A 20,232-nucleotide genomic window follows, 5' to 3' on the forward strand; every position below is an offset into this window, starting at 1 on the left:
TTAAAGGCTCTGACTGTTAAAGAGTTGTACTGGTAAAAGCGCTGTTATTAAGAAGTCTATTGATAAAAAATTCTGTTAAAAAAGGCGTAAAAAAGCCCCAAAGTTGCTGACAACTTTGGGGCTTTTACATTTTATAGTACGTTATTAGCTTTCGCTATCCGTATCGTCAGATTCTGACTTTTCAGCTGGCGTTGGCTTCTTGTTTTCAGCCTTAGGCTTACGCGTACGAGCCTTAGGCACTTTTGGCGTGGTTAAATTAAACATGCTTTTCTGTGGCAACAGCTGCTCAGCCACATTTTCAATCATGTTTTTATAACTGGCTATCGTTGTTTTCGACTTCGCTGCCTGAATTTCTTCCTTTGTTGCTGCCTCTGCTACTGGCTCAGACGTTTGCTCAGTTTCGCTTGGCTCGACAGCAGCGTCTTTGACTTCATTAACAGCATCAGCATCTTCCGCTTCAACACTTTCTGTTTTAACGTTTTCCGCCTCAACATCAGATTGCGTGGCATTTTCTTCTAGGGCTTTTTCTACCTTTAACAGTTGCTCACTATTGGCGCTGACATCGTCTGTCTGACTCTGATTGGCAAGAGCAGTCGCTTCTACTTTGTCAGCATTGACTTCGCTGTTGACTGGTAAAGCATTATTTTCAGGCGCTTCAGGCGCTGTCACTACAGCTACTTCCTGATAATCAGGGTGCTGACCGCGTGGATCGTTGCTTGCCCGTTTGCTAATGGCGCGTGGTTCAACGGCTGTTTTACCTTGCGCTGCGGCAAACTGACTAACCGCTTGCGTCATTGCCTTAAAGCGTGCGAGATAATCTGCTGCTAAAGGCTGATAACCATAGTTGCTAAAGTCAAAGTCTTGATTGACAGCTTCACTAGTCGGCACTTGCTGCTCGCTACTACTATTGGCTTTGGCCTTGTCAGTGGTAACAGCTTGAGCGTGCTCTAAATGCAAGGCAATGGCAGCGTTAAAGCAATTAATAACACCCTCTGCAGCTAAGCGCGCTTGTGCTTCAGGTAGCGTCGCACGTATAAACTCGCCAACCGTACCACGGATAGTTGGTGCGTTTACAGTGAGTTGCTCGCTTTGCTCATTTGCCTGAGGCACTTGAGCCTGCTGACGACGTACCACACGTGGATCATTACTGGCTTGACCAAACTTATTCGCAGTTACGTAGCGGTTAGCAAATAATGCTTCATGGTTAAGCTCAAACGCTGGTTGTTTGCTACTGTTAGCGTCGTCAGCCTCCGAGTTAATATCAGAGACAACATCAGAGACAACATCAGAAACAACATCAGAAACAACATCAGAAGAAATGTTCTGAGCTTTCTCTGTAGCTGCTACATTCTCAGCGGTGGCGTCTACTGGCTTTTGGCTGTCAGCAGCTTGACGGTCAGTCTGAACATCACTGCTGCTGTTAGAAACAGGCTGCTCATCTGCTGTCGGTCTCTTAGCCTCGACTGTACTATCGTCTGTAGACTTAGCATCAGACTTTTGCGCTGTATCTTCAGTCGTGCTTAGCGCTACCTGCTCCGTTTTTGTCTCTGCTATTTTTTTCTCTTCTACCTGAGCGTCTCCATTCTCAATAGCTTTAGCCGTATCAACTTGCTTACTGCTTTTTTGACGGTCATCAACCGAGTCGCTACTATGCTTAGCAGGTTGGCGGTTAGTATTTTGCTCAACAGCTTTCTGCTTGTCATCAATTTTCGGAGTACTGTCCTCTTGACGTGCTTGCTCTGTAGTAGCTTCATTGCCAGCTTTTTCTGAGCTTTGCTTTTCAGGCGCTGGGCGCACGGCTGCTACAGACTTGCTGTCATCTAAAGATAAATGCACAACTTCTGGCGATTTGAGCTCTGTGGCTGCTTCATTGACCTGTAAAATAACTTCGTTAGGGTCTTGGTTGCGGCGCGAACTGGATTGGTTTTTGCCATTGCCCGTATCTTTAGTGCTTTGCTGAGCATTTTGCTGATTGTTGTCAGCGCTTAACGTCTCACCGCGCTCAAGTTTACCGCGTGATTGACGTTGACTGTTTGACTTACGCTTAGCACGAGTTTGCTCATCTGCCTCATTGGCATTTTTGCCCTCAGCATCGGTACGTTCATTGCTTTTTTCGTTGTTCTCATTACCATTGCGACCGCTATCTTGACGGTTATTGCGATTACGATCATTAGGACGTCTGTTATCCTGTTGACGTTTGTCTTGGTTATCCGCTTGCTGGTCATCAGTGTTATTTGCGCTGCCATCGCTAGCGACGTTGTCATTCGTATCATCTGACGGCTCTTTTCTTTGGCGCGTCTTAGAAGGTCTTGATTTACGTGGCTTACGTCTTCTTCTATCCTCAGCATCATTATTGTCGTCAGCAGTGTTATTCGCTGTCTGTTGATGATTGGCGTTAGCGTTTGACTGCTGATTGCTCTCTTGCGGTGCTGTTGGGGCTTGATTATTGTCAGTTAACGCACTGTTATCGACTTGTCCAAAAGAGCCTAGACTTTGCGCGCCCGTATTGACCAATGCTTCAATAGCTTCAGCGGCATCACGACTACTGATACTATGGGTGATTTGCGCCTGCGGTGCTTGCGCAAATAAATTGGATAACCAAGCGACGGCTTGTGGTTGGGCGGCAGCAACAGGAGTAGTTGGGGTCGCTACTGGAGCAACTGTAGCCGCAACAGTCGGTACATTTGGTATCTGAGGCTGCGGTGCACGTGCTGATGAGACATTGCTAGTATTGGTATTGGTATTGGTATTATTACGATGGTCATTGCTATGACTGGTCGTATTCTGCTGCTGGTTCGGCGCATTTTGTTGACTGCTGTTACCGTTATCGTTACTGCTGTTATCGGTTGTTTGGCGTGGTTGACGCGTTGGCTGCTGTTCTGGACGCTCTTTTTCAGCCGTTTGCCAATCAACGTTATAACCAAGTTCGCTATGTTCTTGCTGCTGAGTATCAGTGATGCGCTCATAGCTCGATGGGGCAAAGCCATCACGGTTAAAGTGTAGCTTAAAGTTTGGCGATTCTAAATGTGCGTGCGGCAAAATGGTAATACGGGTACCACTGTCTTGCTCAAGGTAGACCAAGGCATCGCGCTTTTCATTTAATAAGAAAGCGGCAATATCCGTTGGTACTTCAGCTTGCACTTCGCCTTGACGTTCTTTTAGGGCGATTTGTTCAATCTGACGCATAATCGATAGCGACAATGAACGCAAATCACGAATCATGCCATTACCATGACAGCGTGGACAAATATAACCGGTCGATTCTTCTAATGACGGACGCAAACGCTGACGGCTCATTTCCATCAAACCAAATTTAGAGATATCACCAAACTGTACGCGGGCACGGTCATATTTGGTCGCGTCGACTAGACGTTTTTCAACTTCTTTTTGGTGCTTATTGTCATTCATATCGATGAAGTCAATGACAATTAAGCCGCCCATATCACGCAAACGTAGTTGACGAGCAATCTCATCAGCTGCTTCTAGGTTGGTATGATAGGCAGTCTCAGCGACGTCTGAACCTTTGGTTGACTTGGCTGAGTTGATATCGATAGACACCAGTGCTTCTGTTTGGTCAATAACGATTGAACCACCTGATGGCAGACGCACTTCACGTTGATAAGCGGTTTCGATTTGTTTTTCGATATTAAAGCGCGAAAACATCGGCTCATAATCGGTATATTTGCGCAGTTTTTCTGCTTGTGTTGGCATCACTGCATCGATAAAACCTGCCGCTTCAATATAAGCGTTTTCGTTATCGATCCAAATCTCAGCGATATCATCACGTAGATAGTCACGCACGGCACGCGTAACAACGCCAGCTTCTTGATGAACTAAGCGCGGTGAAGGATATTTTTGATTTTGTTCTTGGATAGCTTGCCAGATATTCAGCAAGTGATTTAAATCGTGTTGCAAGTCTTCTTGGGTTTTGCCAATACCAGCGGTACGAATGATGACGCTCATGCCTTTTGGCAAATCAAGACTGCCAAGCATGCGTTTCATATCTTCACGCAATTTGCCTGAGATTTGACGCGAGATACCACCACCACGAGGGTTGTTAGGCATTAAGACTAAATAACGACCTGCTAGTGAGACGTAAGTTGAGAGGGCAGCGCCTTTATTACCGCGCTCTTCTTTTTCGACTTGGACGATTAATTCATCGCCTTCTTTGATCAGTTTTTTGATGTTTTCATCACGTGGATTGCCGCTCAAATACTCAGCAGAAATTTCACGAATCGGTAAGAAACCTTGGCGCTGTGAGCCATATTCGACAAACACTGCTTCAAGTGATGGCTCGACACGGGTGACGTGACCCTTATAAATGTTAGATTTTTTTTGTTCGCGGGTACGGTTTTCTAAATCGAAGTCGTAAAGATGATTGCCTTTACAAAGGGCAACACGAATTTCTTCGTTTTGGGTGGCGTTGATTAAAATGCGTTTCATATTGGTATCCTATGAGTACGCATAACGACGACGAGACAGGCTCTAGAGCAGGGTGGCAAGTGTGGCTAATCATAAAATTAGCCCGAGCAGATGTTAATGAGTGGTAGAACGTAAACTATGAACGCAGTAAAGCGCGAGGGCTTTGTGCAATCGCTTTTTGACCTAAAATATATTAGCGATTCTTTATGCTAATGTCGGTAATGCTCATATAGATAAGATAGGGTGTAAGGCTACTATCTATAGAGTTATTATGAGTAGGCTTGTTTTAACGATTAATATAGGAGCAAGTTAGTGATCTTTCATTATCAGTCGTTTTATCCAGTTTGATGTTCAGCGCACTTTGTAAGGGTGGCGGTGGATAGTGACTGAGATTCAAGACATAACAGGTACTAAGAAAGTATCGTGCTGCCACAGTTAATCAATCAAGGTCTAGCAATCATATCGCTGTTAATAAAGGACCATTGTATAAGTGCTATCTTATAAAATAGTGCCGTGCAGCGGTTATCCTTTTAGGTGAAGCAATTGGTCATTCTATATTTATCGTTCTTTTGGGTATAACGTCAATAATATCTGGGGTGTCTCAAAGCTAGGTGGCGCTGCTTTCATCAGCGGGGCGTACTTGGCAAACAGAATAAATGACCGGCTTATCGGCACGGTGTCTCTTGTCTATTCTACTTATCGTCCTCTGTTTGACCACCAATATTCAGGCAGCTATCGACAATCAGTTAATGATGCTCGATTCTGGCTCTAAACGACCCATACTTGCTCATCTGCGCGCCTAAAGGACTGTGTGATAAATAATTATCAAGGCAAGTCGTAGTTATGCGGTAGTGAGTAAATGGTATGTTGTTATCGTTTTATAAGATTGTTTTTATGCAATCTATCAAAGCGATATTGTCTAATGTCACAATATTCTGTAATGATAAACAATCTGGTGCTGATAAATCATTTTTTTACTATAAATATCAGCGTTGCTCTTACGATTTATGGGGCATTATAGGGTATATCAAGGGATATAACACCCTTAAAATCAGATGAAACACACAAGCTTGGCAGGTTTTATAGCTGGCAGCGCTTTACTAACCAGTACTGGCCAGTAATAAAAACGGCGCTGCACTGTCTGTAACAACAATGAATTATTGTCGCAGCCTCTGCTTAATTGGCGCTCAACATGCTAAACTATAGCAAATCTTTATGTAAATACCTAACTAAAAATGACGAATGCTAAAATGACAAACGACGAACCTATCCACGAAGCTCCAGCTATCTTTAACAGCAAAACGCGCCCGCAAAGCGCCGATGACGAAATTAGTAACTTTGAAAAGGTCAATTACCTTGAAGTGACTCGCCATCAGCATGACCAGCGCTTGGACAACTTTTTGCTCAATCGTCTAAAAGGCTTGCCTAAACCGCATATTTATAAAATGATTCGCTCTGATGAGGTGCGCGTCAATAATAAACGCTGTAAAGCGCATGACAGATTACAGCGTGAAGACGTGGTGCGTATCGCGCCCGTACAGCTAGCTACCCGTGATAAACCTATTATCAGTACCGAATTTGCCAAGAGCTTATTGGCACGTGTGGTCTACGAAGATGAAGGCTTGATTGTATTGAATAAACCTTCTGGCATCGCCGTTCATGGCGGTAGTGGTTTAGATTTTGGCGTTATTGAAGCCATGCGCGAAGTGACAGGTAAAAAGTATCTTGAGCTGATCCATCGTATCGATAAAGATACCTCAGGTCTACTGATGATTTCTAAGAAGCGCTCATCGCTAAAAGCATTGCAGCAGCACCTTGTCGACAGAACCATTCAAAAGCATTATCTTTGCCTCGCCAAAGGTCAGCCTGCACTGAACGAGCAGCGTATCGATGCGCCATTATTGCGCTATACGCTGGCTAGCGGTGAGCGCCGCGTGAAAGTAGATGCACAAGATGCCCAAGCCAAAGAAAGCCAGACAGATATTATCGTTCATGGTCGTTTTATGCTTGCCAATCAGCCAGTAAGTTTGATTGAAGCTAAGCCACTGACGGGTCGTACCCATCAGATCCGTGTGCATTTGGCGCATATTGGTCATGCTATCTTAGGGGATGATAAATACAACGTGCATGACAAATCTGGCGTCCATCGTCTGTGTTTACATGCATGGCGTTTGGATATTCCTGGCTATGAGACCATTACTGCGCCATTACCAGATGAGATGGCAGCTTGGTTGCCAGCTGACATGCAGTTGCCTAAATAAGCTTGAAAGATTCAATTCTCAGTTTTTAAATGCATATTAAATATAAACGTCACAGTCACTTATTTAGGGTATGTCTTAGCTAAATAAGTGATTGTGACGTTTTCATATCCGCCATTTACGATGATTCGTTAAGGGTTAGTCCATGACAGCAGTATCTAGCGCTAATACATTAGCACCAACCAATAATTCTGAGTTATCAGCCGACCATCATTTAGCAGATAAAACGCTGATTATTTTTGATTGGGATGGCACCTTAATGGATTCGATTGGCTTAATTGTTGAGGCAATGCATGTGGCAGGCGAGGCGCATGGCTTTACCACCACGGATCAGGCAGTCAAAGACATCATCGGGCTGAGCTTAATGCATGGCATTGAGATTTTATACCCGCAAGCAACCGATGCGCAGAAGCTAGCGATTCAGCAAAGTTATGCGGACTACTATATTCCAAACAGTCATCGTACGCCGTTTTTTGCGCCGATACAAGATATGTTGCAGACCTTACAGCAGCAAAATAAGCAGCTTGCGGTCGCCACAGGTAAGAAAAGAAAGGGACTAGATCGGGTATTAGAGGGTTCTGACAGTCATCACTATTTTGCCATCACGCGCTGTGCTGATGAGTCAGGCTCAAAACCTGACCCGCAAATGCTGAGCGATATTCTAGACTATACCAAGCAACCCATCTCTCATGCGGTATTTATCGGCGATAGTATTTATGATATTCAAATGGCAAACCGTTTGGGCATGACCAGTATTGCGGTGAATTATGGTACGGCATCGAGTAGCGAGCTTGCCGCCCAGCAGCCGACTTATCAAGTGGACACACCGCAAGCCTTGGCTGAGCTATTGTGTGCTTAAATAAAATTAGTTTAAATAATAAAAAATGCCAATAAAAAAGGGTTTATCGTGATGAGCGATAAACCCTTTTTGGCTAACAACCATAAGGTTTACTCGCCGTCTTCTTCAACACTGTCGTTTTTAACATTATCCTTCTCAACATTGCCTTTTTGAACAGCATCCTTTTCAATAGCGTCTTCTAGCTCAGCGCCTTCTAGCAAGGCAAAAGAGGACTCAATAATTTTATTTGCATCAAGCTGATACTCATACCAGTTGCCCATGACACCTGCCAATTCATCGAGACCTTCTTTTCTTAAGGCCGAAAATAGCTGAATGGTGCAGTCTAAGCCCAATTGCTTCAGTCTTTTACGGGTATTCAGTAGGGCGTTTTTGGAAGCGCCATATTTAAGCTTATCTGCTTTAGTCAGCAAGATATGCACCGGTAGCTCACCATCTTTTGCCCAATGCAGCATCTGCTCATCGAAGAACTTAAGTGGATGACGGATATCTGACATCAGCACCAAACCTGCAAGGCTTGAGCGCGATACGAGATATTCTTCTAGCTCAACCTGCCATTCTTTTTTCATTTCAAGCGGCACGGCAGCATAACCATAACCTGGTAAATCAACCAAACGTCTGTCACTATCGCCAATGCTAAAAAAGTTAATCATCTGCGTACGACCAGGCGTTTTAGACGAGCGTGCTAATTGGCGCTGATTGGTCAATGCATTAATCGCTGAAGATTTACCGGCGTTTGAACGTCCAGCAAAGGCAACCTCTAGCCCAACATCAGGAGGACAAAGGCGAAAAGTTGGCGCAGACATCAGAAATTCAGTTTGTTGAATGCGCTGACGTGCTTTGGTGTTAAAATCCGCATGTTCAGCGGCGACATCTTTGAACGGGGTACTCATAAGTGGCTCATTAATCTTAAAGAATTAGATACGGTAATAAAGATTTTTTCAATTAAGCAGTGCTGAAAGCAGCGCATAGAATGGATGGGCTGCAAAAATAAAACTTATAGAAATATAAGGGTTTTAGGATAAGGCCTATTCTATACTATTACTGCGCTTAGTTATTGAAATAACGGCTATTACCCTTATATTAATTACAACCTATCCGCAACATACTCTCAAGATAGCCGTAAAGTAAATCAACTCTTAAGGCAGCCCTCGAGCTTATTAGAAGCTGTTAACAAAGCTAAACTATATTTATATATATTAAATCGACATATATTGTTACAATATTCAGTCAGATAGGTTGGATGAAAGACGTTTAATAAAATCATTAATTAAGCGAATGAAGAAACGATGTGAGGTGTCCCATGTTCTCAATCACCAAAACGCTTGGCAAAAGCTATCGCTTATTAGCCAATACTGCTGCCACGCTAATAATCAGTGCGGCGATGTTCAGTACTGCCAGTGCAGATGATATTGCAACGTCCTATAATAACTCATGTGCCGCTTGTCACGATAGTGGCGCGCTCAATGCCATTAAAAAAGGCGACAGTGCCAAATGGCAACAGCTTATCAAACAAAAAGGCATGCCAGCACTGATTAAATCGGTGAAAAGTGGCATGATTCAGATGCCAGCGGGCGGATTGTGCGAAGGCTGTAGCGATGATGATTACCGCAAGCTTATCGAATATATGAGTAAATAGTTAAAAGGCAATCATTTAAGATATAAATAGTGGTTTAGATAGATGATATAGGGCGCAAGGTTGCTAAACCTTTTGCGCTTTTTATTTTTTTATTCAGTACACAGTGATGGTGTGAATATAAAAAAACCGCAATGCTACGATTAAGTAGGCAAATAGTAAAAAGTCTTGCTATAATAATCCAAAATAAACCCTGATATTAGTAAGTACTTTCGGGCTGCTTGTGATAAAGACCGCAAAATATATGGCTTAGCTGGCTATGTAGATATTGTGTCTCTTGACAATGCAATCATGCTAGATAACGCTTACATCGAGTTAGTAGGATTTGTATCAATGAAAAAGTTAATCGCTGCCGCCAGCTTATGTGTTGCAAGTTTCAGCGTACAAGCTGCTATCACTGTTCCTGAACACGATCTTAACGCTGGTAAACAAATCGCCGAAACCGTTTGTGCGGCTTGTCATGGTGTTGATGGTGTGAGTCCTGTACCCGCCCAGCCGAATCTTGGCGGTCAAAATGTGAAGTACTTATACAAACAATTGGTTAATTTTAAATCAGGCTATCGTAAAAACGGTATCATGCAATCGCAAGTTGCCAATTTATCTCAGCAAGATCTGGCCAACGTAGCAGGGTATTATGCGAGCCAAAAACCTTGGGGTGTGGCATTCGGAAACCCTGCGACCACGCAAGAAGCGACTAAGCTGTTTTTAGGCGGCGATAAGACGCGCGGTGTCATCGGTTGTGCAGGCTGCCATGGTCCAGACGCAGCGGGTAACGTTTGGGCTGCATTTCCACGTTTAGGTGGACAGCATGCTGAATATATCGCTACTCAGCTAAAGCTTTTCCGTGCGGCTGGCCGTGCAGATGATATTGATAGCGATGAGCAAAAGCGTGTTAACGACGCGGCAAAAGAAGGCGAAATGGGCATGATGCAGACGGTTGCTTCAAAACTTTCTGATCGCGATATTCGCATCTTGTCAGATTATGTGAGTGCTATCCACTAATTCGTTACATACTTAGCGTGAATAGCAAAATACTATACTGTGCTTACTTTCACGCCGCCGTCATGATTTAGCTATTGAACCCCGATTTCGGGGTTTTTTTATAACTGTCAGTCCTTATATAATTTGCATGATCTTTTATAAAACTTGTATAAGATAAGTTGCCTCTATACAAAGCTAATAGAGAAAATATAGACGCTTATCAGTGCTTTATATTAGTAAATGTTATTCACTTTGAATCGCTTGGATTTAAATTATGATGATTCGCTATGCTTCTTACTTTATCGCAGCGCTGCTACCGCTCCTACTGTTTCGTTGGTTTGCACCAGCATCCATCGGTGAAATCGACTTTTGGTTGCTTTGGCTTTTAGCAATGGTACTGGTATCATTGCCGGTCGTTTATGCTGAGATTGCCTTGGCATATCGTAGTGCTGATGCACCTTTGGCGGGTATGCAAAAGCTCACTCGCGAAGCGGATGCCAACGCTTTATGGCGCGGTTTCGGTTGGTTGGCGGCATTGGTTTCTATTATTATTGCAGCGCTGGTCATATCTGGCGCAAGCAGTGGTATTCTAACCGCTCTAACAGAGTTAAATAGCGCGCCTGATGTGCCAAGCTTTGCCATTGGGGCAGGCTTAATGGTCATTGCTGTCTTATTAAGCTTACTGGGCGTAGCTCCTCTACCGATTGGCTTAGGCTTAATGCTGGTCGGTCTATTGTTAGGAGTGGCAAATGGTTTACCAAATATCGCTTTTGCGATGACCGATGTCAGTTTAAGCGAGTGGGCACGTGCTGTTGCCTTAGCGTTAGTCAGTGTGGGTGCAGGTACGGGTTTATATTGGTTCGGTCAAAATTTAGTGAGTAAGCAAGCGGTTAGCGCCGTAAGTGCTGATAACTATAATGCCCAAAAACCTGCCCGCCATCATGCTGCGCAAGAATATCGCGCAACCAAGCTCGTACTACCGATTTGGATATTACAGCTGGTGGTTGGCGTGGTCGCATTATTTATCAGTGGCATGGCTCTGCCACCGATTGGCCAGTTATTGTATTGGGTAGGCGTGTTGTTTGTGGCTAGTTATTTGTTACACTATAGCAGCCAGCAATTGGCGCATAAATTTGGCTTGCTGGTCAGTGTGGTGTTAACTTTCGTGATAGCGCTGCTGTTAGTGGTTGCCATACCTACTCATTGGCTGGTTGGTATTTTAGTAATTATCAGTAGTATCGCCGTTTTATTACTGTCAGTTTTTGCGGGTTGGCAGATGAAAATCAGCCATTTGCGCAAGTCTCTAAACTTTGGTAATGAAGCTTTTTATAATTTATGGCGAGTGGCGATACGGTTGATCGTGCCGCTGGCGTTACTATTAGCGTTAATAGGTTGGGTGATGCAGTGGTTAAGCTAACGACTGCTGCTAATAACAGTGAAGCTGACATTGATATGTCTCAGGCTGAGCAAAGCAATTTGATGACGGTATATCTGGCGTATGCCGAAGATGCAGAGCGTCAGCATTACCTAACCGTCCAAGTCAGCCAAGGTGCTACTTTGTATGAGACGTTGGCGCAAGTAGGTTGGCTAACACAGTTTGAAGAACTGGCAAGATGGTGTGAGCAAGTTGCTGAGATGACAACGCCAACGGCTAAGCGTTGGCGTGTTGGCGTATATGCGCAAAAGCAGCCGCTAAATTACACATTACAGCCTTTTGATCGGGTAGAGGTGTATCGCAGCTTAAGCGCTGATCCTATGTCTCAACGCAAAAATAAGTCTCGCGGTTAACCATCAGTCTTTATGATTTGCTAGCAAGTTATTATGATTTGCTAGTAGACCTAAGATGCTGGTAAGCTGTCGATACCTTCGATACGGGTTACTATACCATTGTCATCAAAATAGACAATTAAATGCTGGCTGGCATTTTTGACATCGGCGATACCTTTGCGGCGACCCTCTGTCCCTGCTTTATAGTCGTAAATATAATCCCAACGTTTAGGCTCTAATGTATCTTTAATCGCTGGACTGCCAAGTATATAAAGAACCTGATTTTGATTCATACCCACTTGTAGCTTTTGTGCCTGGGTTTGGGTAATAGCGGTCCCTTGTGGCAAATCAATCTTATAGACACTCAGTAGTGAGCAGCCAGACATAGCCACAGCGGCACTAAGCATACTGGTAATGGCAATCTTGCGTACTGCATTGGCAGCGCTTAACGAACGAAAATTTAATGTCTTTATCATGGTAAGATGACTCATAAGAAATGGGTTAGGCGCAGCTAAGAACCGATGATGCTAGTCTCGCTGACAATCTTGGACAAATGATACGTCATTTACTTGCAATTGCCTACCACTTACGACATTATTTACCAAATGCTATCTTACAGTATTTATTATTTATATTTTAAATTCATAGGCTTGGCGTCAGATTTCTATAAAAAAATGATCTAAAGATTTGCTTAATAGTGGCTAATTTTTCATGACTCTTATTTTTCTCTTATCCAGTATTACGACTTATTGACGATTATTTAACTCGTGTTTTTTGAACTTATTTGCTAAGACTTTCATAGTCAGAAGGGACATTATGGCTTCTTTTACCAATCAAGATTTACGTAGAGCGGGTTTGAAAGTAACGTTGCCACGTATAAAAATTTTAGAGCTGCTTGAAAGTGCTGAGCTGCATCATATGAGTGCAGAAGAGGTGTATAAGGCGCTGATTGAACAAGGTGAGGATGTGGGTCTCGCAACTGTTTATCGCGTACTGACTCAGTTTGAGCAAGCGGGTATTGTCGAGCGCCATAACTTTGAAAACAATCTATCGGTGTTTGAGATTACCCAAGAAGAGCATCATGACCATCTGGTTTGCGATGTCTGCGGTAAGATTATCGAGTTTCATAACAAAATTATCGAAGAGGAACAGATGAAAGTAGCAGCAGAGCATGGCTTCAAGCTGTCTGGTCATTCTTTAGTACTCTACGGTATTTGTGATAATCAAGCTTGTAAAGACAGCGCAAAATAAGCGTTTTAGAAACGAATTGCCTTATAATGATAATTTAAAAACTATAAAAAAAGCCCTCAAATTCAATGAGGGCTTTTTTATGGGAAAATACTAATGAAGCAATATCAAACTAAGTAATATCTAACGATAGACTATCAGCGCCTTCATCTAAATTAGCGGTGCCGTTTTTACTACTCAATTTAATCTTTAAGCGTAAATCGTTAGGGGAGTCGGCATGGAGAATGGCTTCTTTATAAGTAATTTCGCCGTGTTCATACAAATCAAACAGCGCTTGGTCAAAGGTTTGCATACCGCTCTCGCGTGAGCGCGTCATCACATCTTTAATTTCATGAACCTCGCCCTTACGGATATAGTCACTAATCAGCTGAGAGTTTAATAAAATCTCAATAGCGGCGCGGCGTCCTTTGCCATCAGGCGTTGGAATCAGCTGCTGGGCGATAATGGCTTGCAAGTTTAATGACAAATCCATAAACAACTGATTATGACGACTGGTTTCAAAAAAGTGAATAATTCGGTCAATGGCTTGGTTGGCGTTGTTGGCGTGTAAGGTGGCAAATACTAAGTGGCCCGTTTCGGCATATTGAATGGCGTAGCTCATGACTTCGCGGTTACGAATCTCCCCAATCAAAATGACATCAGGCGCTTGGCGTAAGGTGTTTTTTAGACCCGCTTCAAAAGAATGGGTATCGATGCCGACTTCGCGCTGAGTGATAATACAACCGCGATGCTTATGCACAAACTCAATAGGATCTTCGATGGTAATAATATGACCATGCGAGTTTTGGTTACGGTGTCCAATCATTGCCGCAAGGGTGGTAGATTTACCTGTACCCGTAGCGCCAACCAGTAAAATAATACCGCGCTTTTTCATGGCAAGCTCTTTTAATGCCGGTGGCAAGCGCAGCTCTTCAACCGTTGGGATTTTATTTTCAATTTTCCGTAAAATCATCCCCGCCATATCGCGCTGTATAAAAGCGCTAACCCGAAAACGTGCCTGCTGAGCTTGGTCGGTAATCGCAAACTGACACTCGTTGGTTTCGTCAAACTCTTTTTGCTGGCTTGACGTCATCACACCTTTAACCAGTCTCATAGTTTGCTCAGCCGTTAAGGGTGTTTTACCCACGGGCAAGATTTTCCCATTGATTTTCATGGACGGCGCGACGTCAGCAGTAATAAAAAGGTCAGAGCCATTTTTATTAATCATTAACTGTAAAAGTTTATCAATGTCCATAACGTACCTACATTCGTAATATATAGATTAAAAAGTGCTTCAATAAACTTTTAAAGACTGCCAATAACGACCATTAAAAATAAATGAAGCCGAGCAAGAATCTATGATTGTTAATTTGTGATGGTATAAAATACTGAGTGTTAGCACGTTTAGTATGATGAAAACCAATACTAAATAAATGCCTCAGGCTGCTTGGCATAAGGACGTGCGACATCTTTGCTAATGGTACCTTTGGACACTAAGTTTTTGAGCGTTTGATCTAGGGTAATCATGCCATCACCAGCACCAGTCTGAATAGAAGAGTACATTTGGGCGATTTTGTTTTCACGTATCAAGTTACGAATAGCGGGTGTACCCAGCATAATTTCATGCGCGGCAATTCGTCCACCGGTTTGACGACGTAAAAGGGTTTGCGAGATCACCGCTTGTAGCGATTCTGATAACATCGCTCGAATCATATCTTTTTCAGCAGCAGGGAAGACGTCAATCACACGGTCAATGGTTTTGGCCGCTGAGCTGGTGTGCAAGGTGCCAAAGACTAAGTGTCCCGTTTCAGCAGCAGTTAAGGCTAAGCGAATGGTCTCAAGGTCACGAAGCTCACCAACGAGGATAACGTCTGGATCTTCACGTAGGGCAGAGCGCAATGCTGGCTCGAAACCTAAGGTATCGCGGTGTACTTCACGTTGGTTAATCAAACTCTTTTTAGACTCGTGGACAAACTCAATCGGGTCTTCGATGGTCAAAATATGTTCTTTGCGGGTTTCATTGATATAATCAATCATTGCCGCAAGCGTGGTCGATTTCCCTGAGCCCGTCGGACCTGTGACTAACACTACACCGCGTTTAAAATCAGAAACACGTTTGAAAACCTCACCCATACCTAAGTCTTCCATGGTGAGAACTTTGGAAGGAATGGTACGAAAAACAGCGCCAGCACCGCGATTTTGGTTAAAGGCATTGACACGAAAACGCGCTAAATTCGGAATTTCAAAAGAGAAATCAGTCTCAAAAAACTCTTCAAAATCGGCACGTTGCTTATCATTCATGATGTCATAGATCAGCTGATGCACGACCTGATGGCTCATCTCTGGCATATTGATACGGGTCATCTCGCCATCGACACGAATCATCGCTGGCATACCGGCTGAAATATGTAAATCTGAAGCTTTGTGCTTGACCGTAAAGCGCAGCAGGTCTTCGATGCTTAAATTGTTCTTTTCAGCCATAATCGGGTATTCCTATCAATAAATAAGGGTGAGCCAAAAAGCGTCTAAAAGAAATAGTGAATAGCTATTTTTAACGCTGTTTAAGCCAATTATCTTAAAAATATGTTGATATTTACTGTGTTTGTTACTATTACTATGTTTTTCAGTAGTATATGTTAGACCATGTAACAATATCATAACAAGAATGTGGTTATTTAACCATCTACTATATAAATAAAATGCAAAAATAGTTCAGTTCTTCATTGCTCATTAATATGAGTTTATCATTTCTCTATTAACAGAGTATTTATTAGAATTTAAAATTACTTATAAAAATAATTCTCTAAAACAACCGCATTCTTTATCTCCGTGAGCCTTTTATGAACGATATCGCTAAACGATCCCATAGAAATAATATTCCTACTGTCATGGCTACCATTGACATGCAAAATGATGAAAGTAACATCGATAATATAAGTTTAATTGAAAGTTGGCAGCAGGTGAATAAACAAGTAGCGCAGGCGTGTGCACAAGCTAAAAGGCAGACTGATGAGGTCACCTTACTGGCGGTATCTAAAACCAAGCCTGCTGAGATGATTGCGACATTAGCACGTCAAGGGCAGCGCGATTTTGGTGAAAATTATCTGCAAGAAGCGCTTGAGAAGATACAAGTTTTACGAGGACAGCCAGAATGTGAATCTATTATTTGGCATTATATTGGTAGTATTCAACGCAATAAGACGCGAGATATCGCTGAGCATTTTGATTGGGTGCAAACGCTGGAGCGTGAGATTATTGCCAAGCGCCTCAATGAACAGCGCCCCGCTGAGCTGTCGCCTCTTAATGTGCTTATACAAGTCAATATCGATACTGAAGACAGTAAATCAGGATGTTTGCCAGCCGATCTGCCCGAATTGATAACTGCTATTAAGCATTACGAGCGCTTGCAATTGCGTGGTCTGATGATTATTCCAGCAAAAGCCAACACCGATGCCTTTGCTCGAACCAAGCAACTATTTGAAGACATCAAGCGCGAACATCCAGAATTGCAGCAGTGGGATACGCTGAGCATGGGTATGAGTGACGATATTAGCGCCGCCATTGCCAACGGCTCTACCATGGTACGCGTCGGCACGGCAATATTTGGTGCACGTGCCTGATTTTTGTCATTGTTATTCAACCAATTAAGCCGTTAAAGCTTACACTGGCATTGAGCTTAAAGTATGGTAATTATTTAACTGCTTCATCAAGTTTGGTGACAAGTAGCTGGGTAATTTTAAGGTTGTCGGTCGCGATAATTTCAAAACGATAATTGGCGTATTCAATGGTATCGGTTTTTTTAGGAATTTTGCGCAGCATATACATCATAAAGCCGCTGATGGTTTCATAGTTCTGACTGCGTGGTAAATTAACAATATCTAGCGCCCGAATGACGTCTTCAATGGGCGTCATACCATCGATAAGCCAAGAATTATCCGTACGCTGCACGATAGGCTGCTCCTCAACTGTCACCAGCTCACCCATGACAATGCTCATCACATCGCGTAGGGTAATGACGCCAACCACCAAGCCATATTCATTGACGATAACGGCAAAGTCAGCGCCGGTCGATTTAAACATCTCTAACACTTCAAACAAAGACAAGGTATCGGGTACAAATAACGCCGGTTTTAATAGCGCTTTGTCAATTAAGCTAACCTCTTGCTGGTTAAGCACCAAGGCTAAAAAGCTGCGCGATTCTACATAACCGATAATTTGTTCTAAATCGTCTTCCTCACAGACCAAAAACTTATTATGCGGCTGCGCAATCATCACCTCGACCACTTCTTCTGTACTGGTCTTGCTATCAAAATAGACGATATGCTCACGAGGATTCATCACTGAGGTGACGGTACGCTCTTGCATCTCAAAGATATTTTCGATCAAATGATGCTCTTGTTTTTTGAGCACACCGGCTTCAGCGCCAGCGTCCATCACGGCATAGATATCTTCTGGAGTGATGTCATCTTGGCGGATAGTTGATATGTCAAAAAGCTCAAAGATGAGGTTTGCTGCACCATCAAAGACCCAAATAACTGGCTTAAAAATAAAAGTCAACGCCATCATAGGGCGTACCAGTCGCACAGCAAAGATTTCTGCATTAGACATCGCCAAGCGCCTAGGCATCAAATCAGCAAGTAGGGAAAATAAACTGGTAATAAGGACAAATGAGATAACGGATGACGCCGCTTCATGCTTGATCAACAGCTGCAAATAAGGGCTAATGGCTGACTCACCAACCGCACCTGCTGAAATGGCGACGGCGTTAAGAACAACTTGCACCACAGTAATAAATCCACCAGGATTTTCTTGCATATGCAGGACATCAAGGGCGCGGACTTCGCCTTCTTTTGCCATGATTTGGAGCTTAATCTTGCGACCAGCAGCGATAGCAATCTCGGCGGCAGAGACAAAAGCACTCAAGGTAAGTAATAAAAGAAGGAAGATAGTAGCGGTTAGCAAACTCATGAAGGACTCGGATAAAAATAGGTAAGATAGTTAAATTAGAAACAATAGTTGAAATAATGAGAAGTAAAAAAATATGTATAAATATTTAGAAACGTTAGTAGATAACGAAAATATTTATCGATAAAAACTAAAAAAGCTGGGTAAGAAGCACCCAGCTAATTATAAAACACTTGAATGATATTATATAAAATTATATAAAAACTGAAAGTTATCCAACCTTTTAGTTTGTAATTTAAATAGACGTTACTCTAAAAAATAACGGCATATCTAAAAGGTTGTAATGATAAATCAGTGGTTAAAGCCTAGCCTTTGATTGACCATTTATTCACCAGTGGATAACGGCGCTCACGACCAAAAGCTTTATGGCTAATTTTGGTACCAATCGGTGCTTGCGAGCGTTTGTACTCGCTGTTATCAACCATTCTAATGACTTTGGCAACCAAGTCAGCGTCAAAGCCTTTATCGACAATATCTTGATAACCCATATCTTCATCGATATACGACATTAAGATACCATCTAGGACATCATAGTCAGGCAGGCTGTCTTGGTCTTTTTGATCAGGACGCAGCTCAGCAGATGGCGGACGCGTAATCACACGCTCAGGAATAACAGGCGTATCTTCTAAACGGTTACGATAGCTGGCGAGCTTATAAACTTGTGATTTATAAACGTCTTTTAACACATCAAAGCCGCCAGCCATATCGCCATATAAAGTTGAATAACCAACGGCTAACTCTGACTTATTACCCGTGGTAATGACCAGATGACCAAATTTATTAGACAGTGCCATTAGTACCACACCGCGTGCGCGCGCTTGGATATTTTCTTCGGTAGTATCAGCAGGAGACTTATTAAATAATGGCGCTAAGGTATGACGGATACCTTCAACTGCATCGAAAATCGGACAAACGGTATAAGAAACGTTTAAGCGACGTGCCTGTGCTTGTGCATCTTCTAAGCTGATTTGAGAGGTGTATTCGTACGGCATCATGACGGCATATACTTTATCTGCGCCCAAGGCGTCGACGGCAATACACAAGGTCAAGGCTGAATCAATACCGCCTGATAAGCCAACAATGATGCCAGTAAAGCCTGAAAGATTGACATAATCACGTAGACCAACGACCAGCGCTTGGTACATCTCCGACTCACGGCTTAATGATAAAGGTGCTTTTGCTTGCGTATCAAATTTTGCTGTTTTTACATCGAATGTTGCTAACATAAGCTGATTCATAAAGCGCGAAGCTTCGTGGGCAACGCTGCCATCGGCTTGGATTGCCATAGAGCCACCGTCAAATACCAAATCATCCTGACCGCCAACAGCATTTAGATAAATGATAGGCAGATTGTTTTCACGACTACGTTTGGCCAGCATGGTTTTACGGTTGTCTTGTTTTTCAATCTCAAATGGTGAAGCGTTTAAGCTCACAACTAAGTCAGCGCCTTGTTTCTTAAGCTCGGCAATCGGACCTTTTTCCCACAAATCTTCGCAGATAAGCAGACCGATAGTAATGCCTTTATAGTCAAACAATACTTGATTGCGACCTTTATCGAAATAACGGCGCTCATCAAATACGCCATAATTTGGCAAGATTTGTTTATGATAAAAGCCTTTCTGATGACCGTTGTGCAAAATGGCTGCTGAGTTAAAGGTGCCATGATGATCAACATGCGGGTAGCCAACAATCATCACGATATCATCGATATCACTTAAAGTAGACAGCGCGCTTTTGATACGACCAGATAAGCTTGGGCGTAATAATAAATCTTGAGGAGGGTAACCTAATAATGCTAACTCTGGAAAGATAATGACATCCGCGCCTTGTTCACGTGCCTGTAGCGCGAGTGTGCGCATTTTTTCAGCGTTAGCGGTGATATCGCCAACTAAAAAATGGGATTGGGCCAAAGCAAAAGTAACGCTGTCTTGCGGTTTAGAAGCCGTATTGGTGTCATTTGAAGAAGTAAAATTGGGGTTATCAGTGTCTTTTGACATTGTTATTGTTCCTATCAATAGGTTGTTTAAATGTGTTAAATCCGCCTTGGTTTCAAATAAAACCAAATCAAAGTAATTTATAAAAGTAACGCAAAATATAAGTGTTGAATCGTGCACTCAAAG

General features: G+C 42.9%; 16 protein-coding genes. 9 read left to right on the top strand and 7 right to left on the bottom strand.

Annotated elements, in window-relative coordinates; genetic code table 11:
* Positions 1-144 precede the first annotated feature (144 nt).
* Positions 145-4,443 (bottom strand): Rne/Rng family ribonuclease, encoded by a 4,299-nt coding sequence (locus tag FQ084_RS10390; RefSeq protein WP_149490550.1) that lies wholly within the window; start codon positions 4,441-4,443, stop codon positions 145-147.
* Positions 4,444-5,078: 635 nt separating this feature from the next.
* On the opposite strand from FQ084_RS10390, the gene FQ084_RS13320 reads away from it, so the two are divergent.
* The 3 genes from FQ084_RS13320 to FQ084_RS10400 all read left to right on the top strand — a co-directional run bounded on the left by FQ084_RS13320 (position 5,079) and on the right by FQ084_RS10400 (position 7,539).
* Positions 5,079-5,225: a hypothetical protein gene (locus FQ084_RS13320; RefSeq protein ID WP_223144872.1), complete on the top strand. Its 147-nt coding sequence runs from the start codon at positions 5,079-5,081 to the stop codon at positions 5,223-5,225.
* 447 nt (positions 5,226-5,672) lie between these two features.
* Positions 5,673-6,683: an RluA family pseudouridine synthase gene (locus tag FQ084_RS10395; RefSeq protein ID WP_149490551.1), complete on the top strand. Its 1,011-nt coding sequence runs from the start codon at positions 5,673-5,675 to the stop codon at positions 6,681-6,683.
* A 142-nt stretch (positions 6,684-6,825) separates the two neighbouring features.
* On the top strand, positions 6,826-7,539 hold the full coding sequence (locus tag FQ084_RS10400) for an HAD family hydrolase (protein ID WP_149490552.1): 714 nt from the start codon (positions 6,826-6,828) through the stop codon (positions 7,537-7,539).
* 89 nt (positions 7,540-7,628) lie between these two features.
* Here FQ084_RS10400 and yihA read toward each other — a convergent pair whose 3' ends face one another.
* On the bottom strand, positions 7,629-8,429 hold the full coding sequence (gene yihA, locus FQ084_RS10405) for a ribosome biogenesis GTP-binding protein YihA/YsxC (protein WP_149490553.1): 801 nt from the start codon (positions 8,427-8,429) through the stop codon (positions 7,629-7,631).
* Between the two features lie 410 nt (positions 8,430-8,839).
* On the opposite strand from yihA, the gene FQ084_RS10410 reads away from it, so the two are divergent.
* The 4 genes from FQ084_RS10410 to FQ084_RS10425 all read left to right on the top strand — a co-directional run bounded on the left by FQ084_RS10410 (position 8,840) and on the right by FQ084_RS10425 (position 11,941).
* A complete protein-coding gene (locus FQ084_RS10410) occupies positions 8,840-9,175 on the top strand; it encodes a c-type cytochrome (RefSeq protein ID WP_149490554.1) in 336 nt (111 codons plus the stop codon).
* 330 nt (positions 9,176-9,505) lie between these two features.
* Entirely contained in the window at positions 9,506-10,174 is a 669-nt protein-coding gene (locus FQ084_RS10415; protein ID WP_149490555.1) for a c-type cytochrome, read from the top strand.
* 253 nt (positions 10,175-10,427) lie between these two features.
* Positions 10,428-11,570: a hypothetical protein gene (locus tag FQ084_RS10420; RefSeq protein WP_149490556.1), complete on the top strand. Its 1,143-nt coding sequence runs from the start codon at positions 10,428-10,430 to the stop codon at positions 11,568-11,570.
* Positions 11,489-11,941: an RnfH family protein gene (locus FQ084_RS10425; RefSeq protein WP_262880737.1), complete on the top strand. Its 453-nt coding sequence runs from the start codon at positions 11,489-11,491 to the stop codon at positions 11,939-11,941. Before FQ084_RS10420 ends, FQ084_RS10425 begins: the two co-directional genes overlap by 82 nt.
* A gap of 50 nt (positions 11,942-11,991) precedes the next feature.
* Here FQ084_RS10425 and FQ084_RS10430 read toward each other — a convergent pair whose 3' ends face one another.
* Positions 11,992-12,411, bottom strand: a complete 420-nt coding sequence (locus tag FQ084_RS10430) for an outer membrane protein assembly factor BamE (protein WP_149490557.1) — start codon at positions 12,409-12,411, stop codon at positions 11,992-11,994.
* 325 nt (positions 12,412-12,736) lie between these two features.
* Between FQ084_RS10430 and fur the strand changes: the two genes are divergently transcribed.
* Positions 12,737-13,171, top strand: a complete 435-nt coding sequence (gene fur / locus FQ084_RS10435) for a ferric iron uptake transcriptional regulator (RefSeq protein ID WP_149490558.1) — start codon at positions 12,737-12,739, stop codon at positions 13,169-13,171.
* A gap of 109 nt (positions 13,172-13,280) precedes the next feature.
* On the opposite strand, the gene FQ084_RS10440 is transcribed toward fur, so the two are convergent.
* Complete coding sequence (locus FQ084_RS10440) at positions 13,281-14,402, bottom strand: PilT/PilU family type 4a pilus ATPase (protein WP_149490559.1); 1,122 nt, start codon at positions 14,400-14,402, stop codon at positions 13,281-13,283.
* Between the two features lie 170 nt (positions 14,403-14,572).
* A complete protein-coding gene (locus FQ084_RS10445) occupies positions 14,573-15,628 on the bottom strand; it encodes a type IV pilus twitching motility protein PilT (protein ID WP_149490560.1) in 1,056 nt (351 codons plus the stop codon).
* A gap of 422 nt (positions 15,629-16,050) precedes the next feature.
* Between FQ084_RS10445 and FQ084_RS10450 the strand changes: the two genes are divergently transcribed.
* The gene (locus FQ084_RS10450; protein ID WP_149490715.1) at positions 16,051-16,767 is read left to right on the top strand and encodes a YggS family pyridoxal phosphate-dependent enzyme; all 717 of its coding nucleotides are present in this window, start codon (positions 16,051-16,053) and stop codon (positions 16,765-16,767) included.
* Between the two features lie 70 nt (positions 16,768-16,837).
* Here the strand turns inward: FQ084_RS10450 and FQ084_RS10455 are convergent, their stop codons facing one another.
* Together FQ084_RS10455 and FQ084_RS10460 are read right to left on the bottom strand one after the other, a co-directional pair.
* Positions 16,838-18,115: a hemolysin family protein gene (locus FQ084_RS10455; protein WP_149490561.1), complete on the bottom strand. Its 1,278-nt coding sequence runs from the start codon at positions 18,113-18,115 to the stop codon at positions 16,838-16,840.
* A gap of 302 nt (positions 18,116-18,417) precedes the next feature.
* Positions 18,418-20,109: an NAD+ synthase gene (locus FQ084_RS10460; RefSeq protein ID WP_149490562.1), complete on the bottom strand. Its 1,692-nt coding sequence runs from the start codon at positions 20,107-20,109 to the stop codon at positions 18,418-18,420.
* Positions 20,110-20,232: the final 123 nt, after the last annotated feature.

Origin of the sequence: Psychrobacter sp. ANT_WB68, from assembly GCF_008369115.1 — a bacterium.
Taxonomy (GTDB): Bacteria; Pseudomonadota; Gammaproteobacteria; order Pseudomonadales; family Moraxellaceae; genus Psychrobacter.

Coding starts and splice junctions, on each gene's coding strand:
- FQ084_RS10390 (WP_149490550.1), bottom strand. CDS start 4,443: ATGAAACGCATTTTAATCAACGCCACCCAAAACGAAGAAATTCGTGTT.
- FQ084_RS13320 (WP_223144872.1), top strand. CDS start 5,079: ATGACCGGCTTATCGGCACGGTGTCTCTTGTCTATTCTACTTATCGTC.
- FQ084_RS10395 (WP_149490551.1), top strand. CDS start 5,673: ATGACAAACGACGAACCTATCCACGAAGCTCCAGCTATCTTTAACAGC.
- FQ084_RS10400 (WP_149490552.1), top strand. CDS start 6,826: ATGACAGCAGTATCTAGCGCTAATACATTAGCACCAACCAATAATTCT.
- yihA (WP_149490553.1), bottom strand. CDS start 8,429: ATGAGTACCCCGTTCAAAGATGTCGCCGCTGAACATGCGGATTTTAAC.
- FQ084_RS10410 (WP_149490554.1), top strand. CDS start 8,840: ATGTTCTCAATCACCAAAACGCTTGGCAAAAGCTATCGCTTATTAGCC.
- FQ084_RS10415 (WP_149490555.1), top strand. CDS start 9,506: ATGAAAAAGTTAATCGCTGCCGCCAGCTTATGTGTTGCAAGTTTCAGC.
- FQ084_RS10420 (WP_149490556.1), top strand. CDS start 10,428: ATGATGATTCGCTATGCTTCTTACTTTATCGCAGCGCTGCTACCGCTC.
- FQ084_RS10425 (WP_262880737.1), top strand. CDS start 11,489: ATGGCGAGTGGCGATACGGTTGATCGTGCCGCTGGCGTTACTATTAGC.
- FQ084_RS10430 (WP_149490557.1), bottom strand. CDS start 12,411: ATGAGTCATCTTACCATGATAAAGACATTAAATTTTCGTTCGTTAAGC.
- fur (WP_149490558.1), top strand. CDS start 12,737: ATGGCTTCTTTTACCAATCAAGATTTACGTAGAGCGGGTTTGAAAGTA.
- FQ084_RS10440 (WP_149490559.1), bottom strand. CDS start 14,402: ATGGACATTGATAAACTTTTACAGTTAATGATTAATAAAAATGGCTCT.
- FQ084_RS10445 (WP_149490560.1), bottom strand. CDS start 15,628: ATGGCTGAAAAGAACAATTTAAGCATCGAAGACCTGCTGCGCTTTACG.
- FQ084_RS10450 (WP_149490715.1), top strand. CDS start 16,051: ATGCAAAATGATGAAAGTAACATCGATAATATAAGTTTAATTGAAAGT.
- FQ084_RS10455 (WP_149490561.1), bottom strand. CDS start 18,115: ATGAGTTTGCTAACCGCTACTATCTTCCTTCTTTTATTACTTACCTTG.
- FQ084_RS10460 (WP_149490562.1), bottom strand. CDS start 20,109: ATGTCAAAAGACACTGATAACCCCAATTTTACTTCTTCAAATGACACC.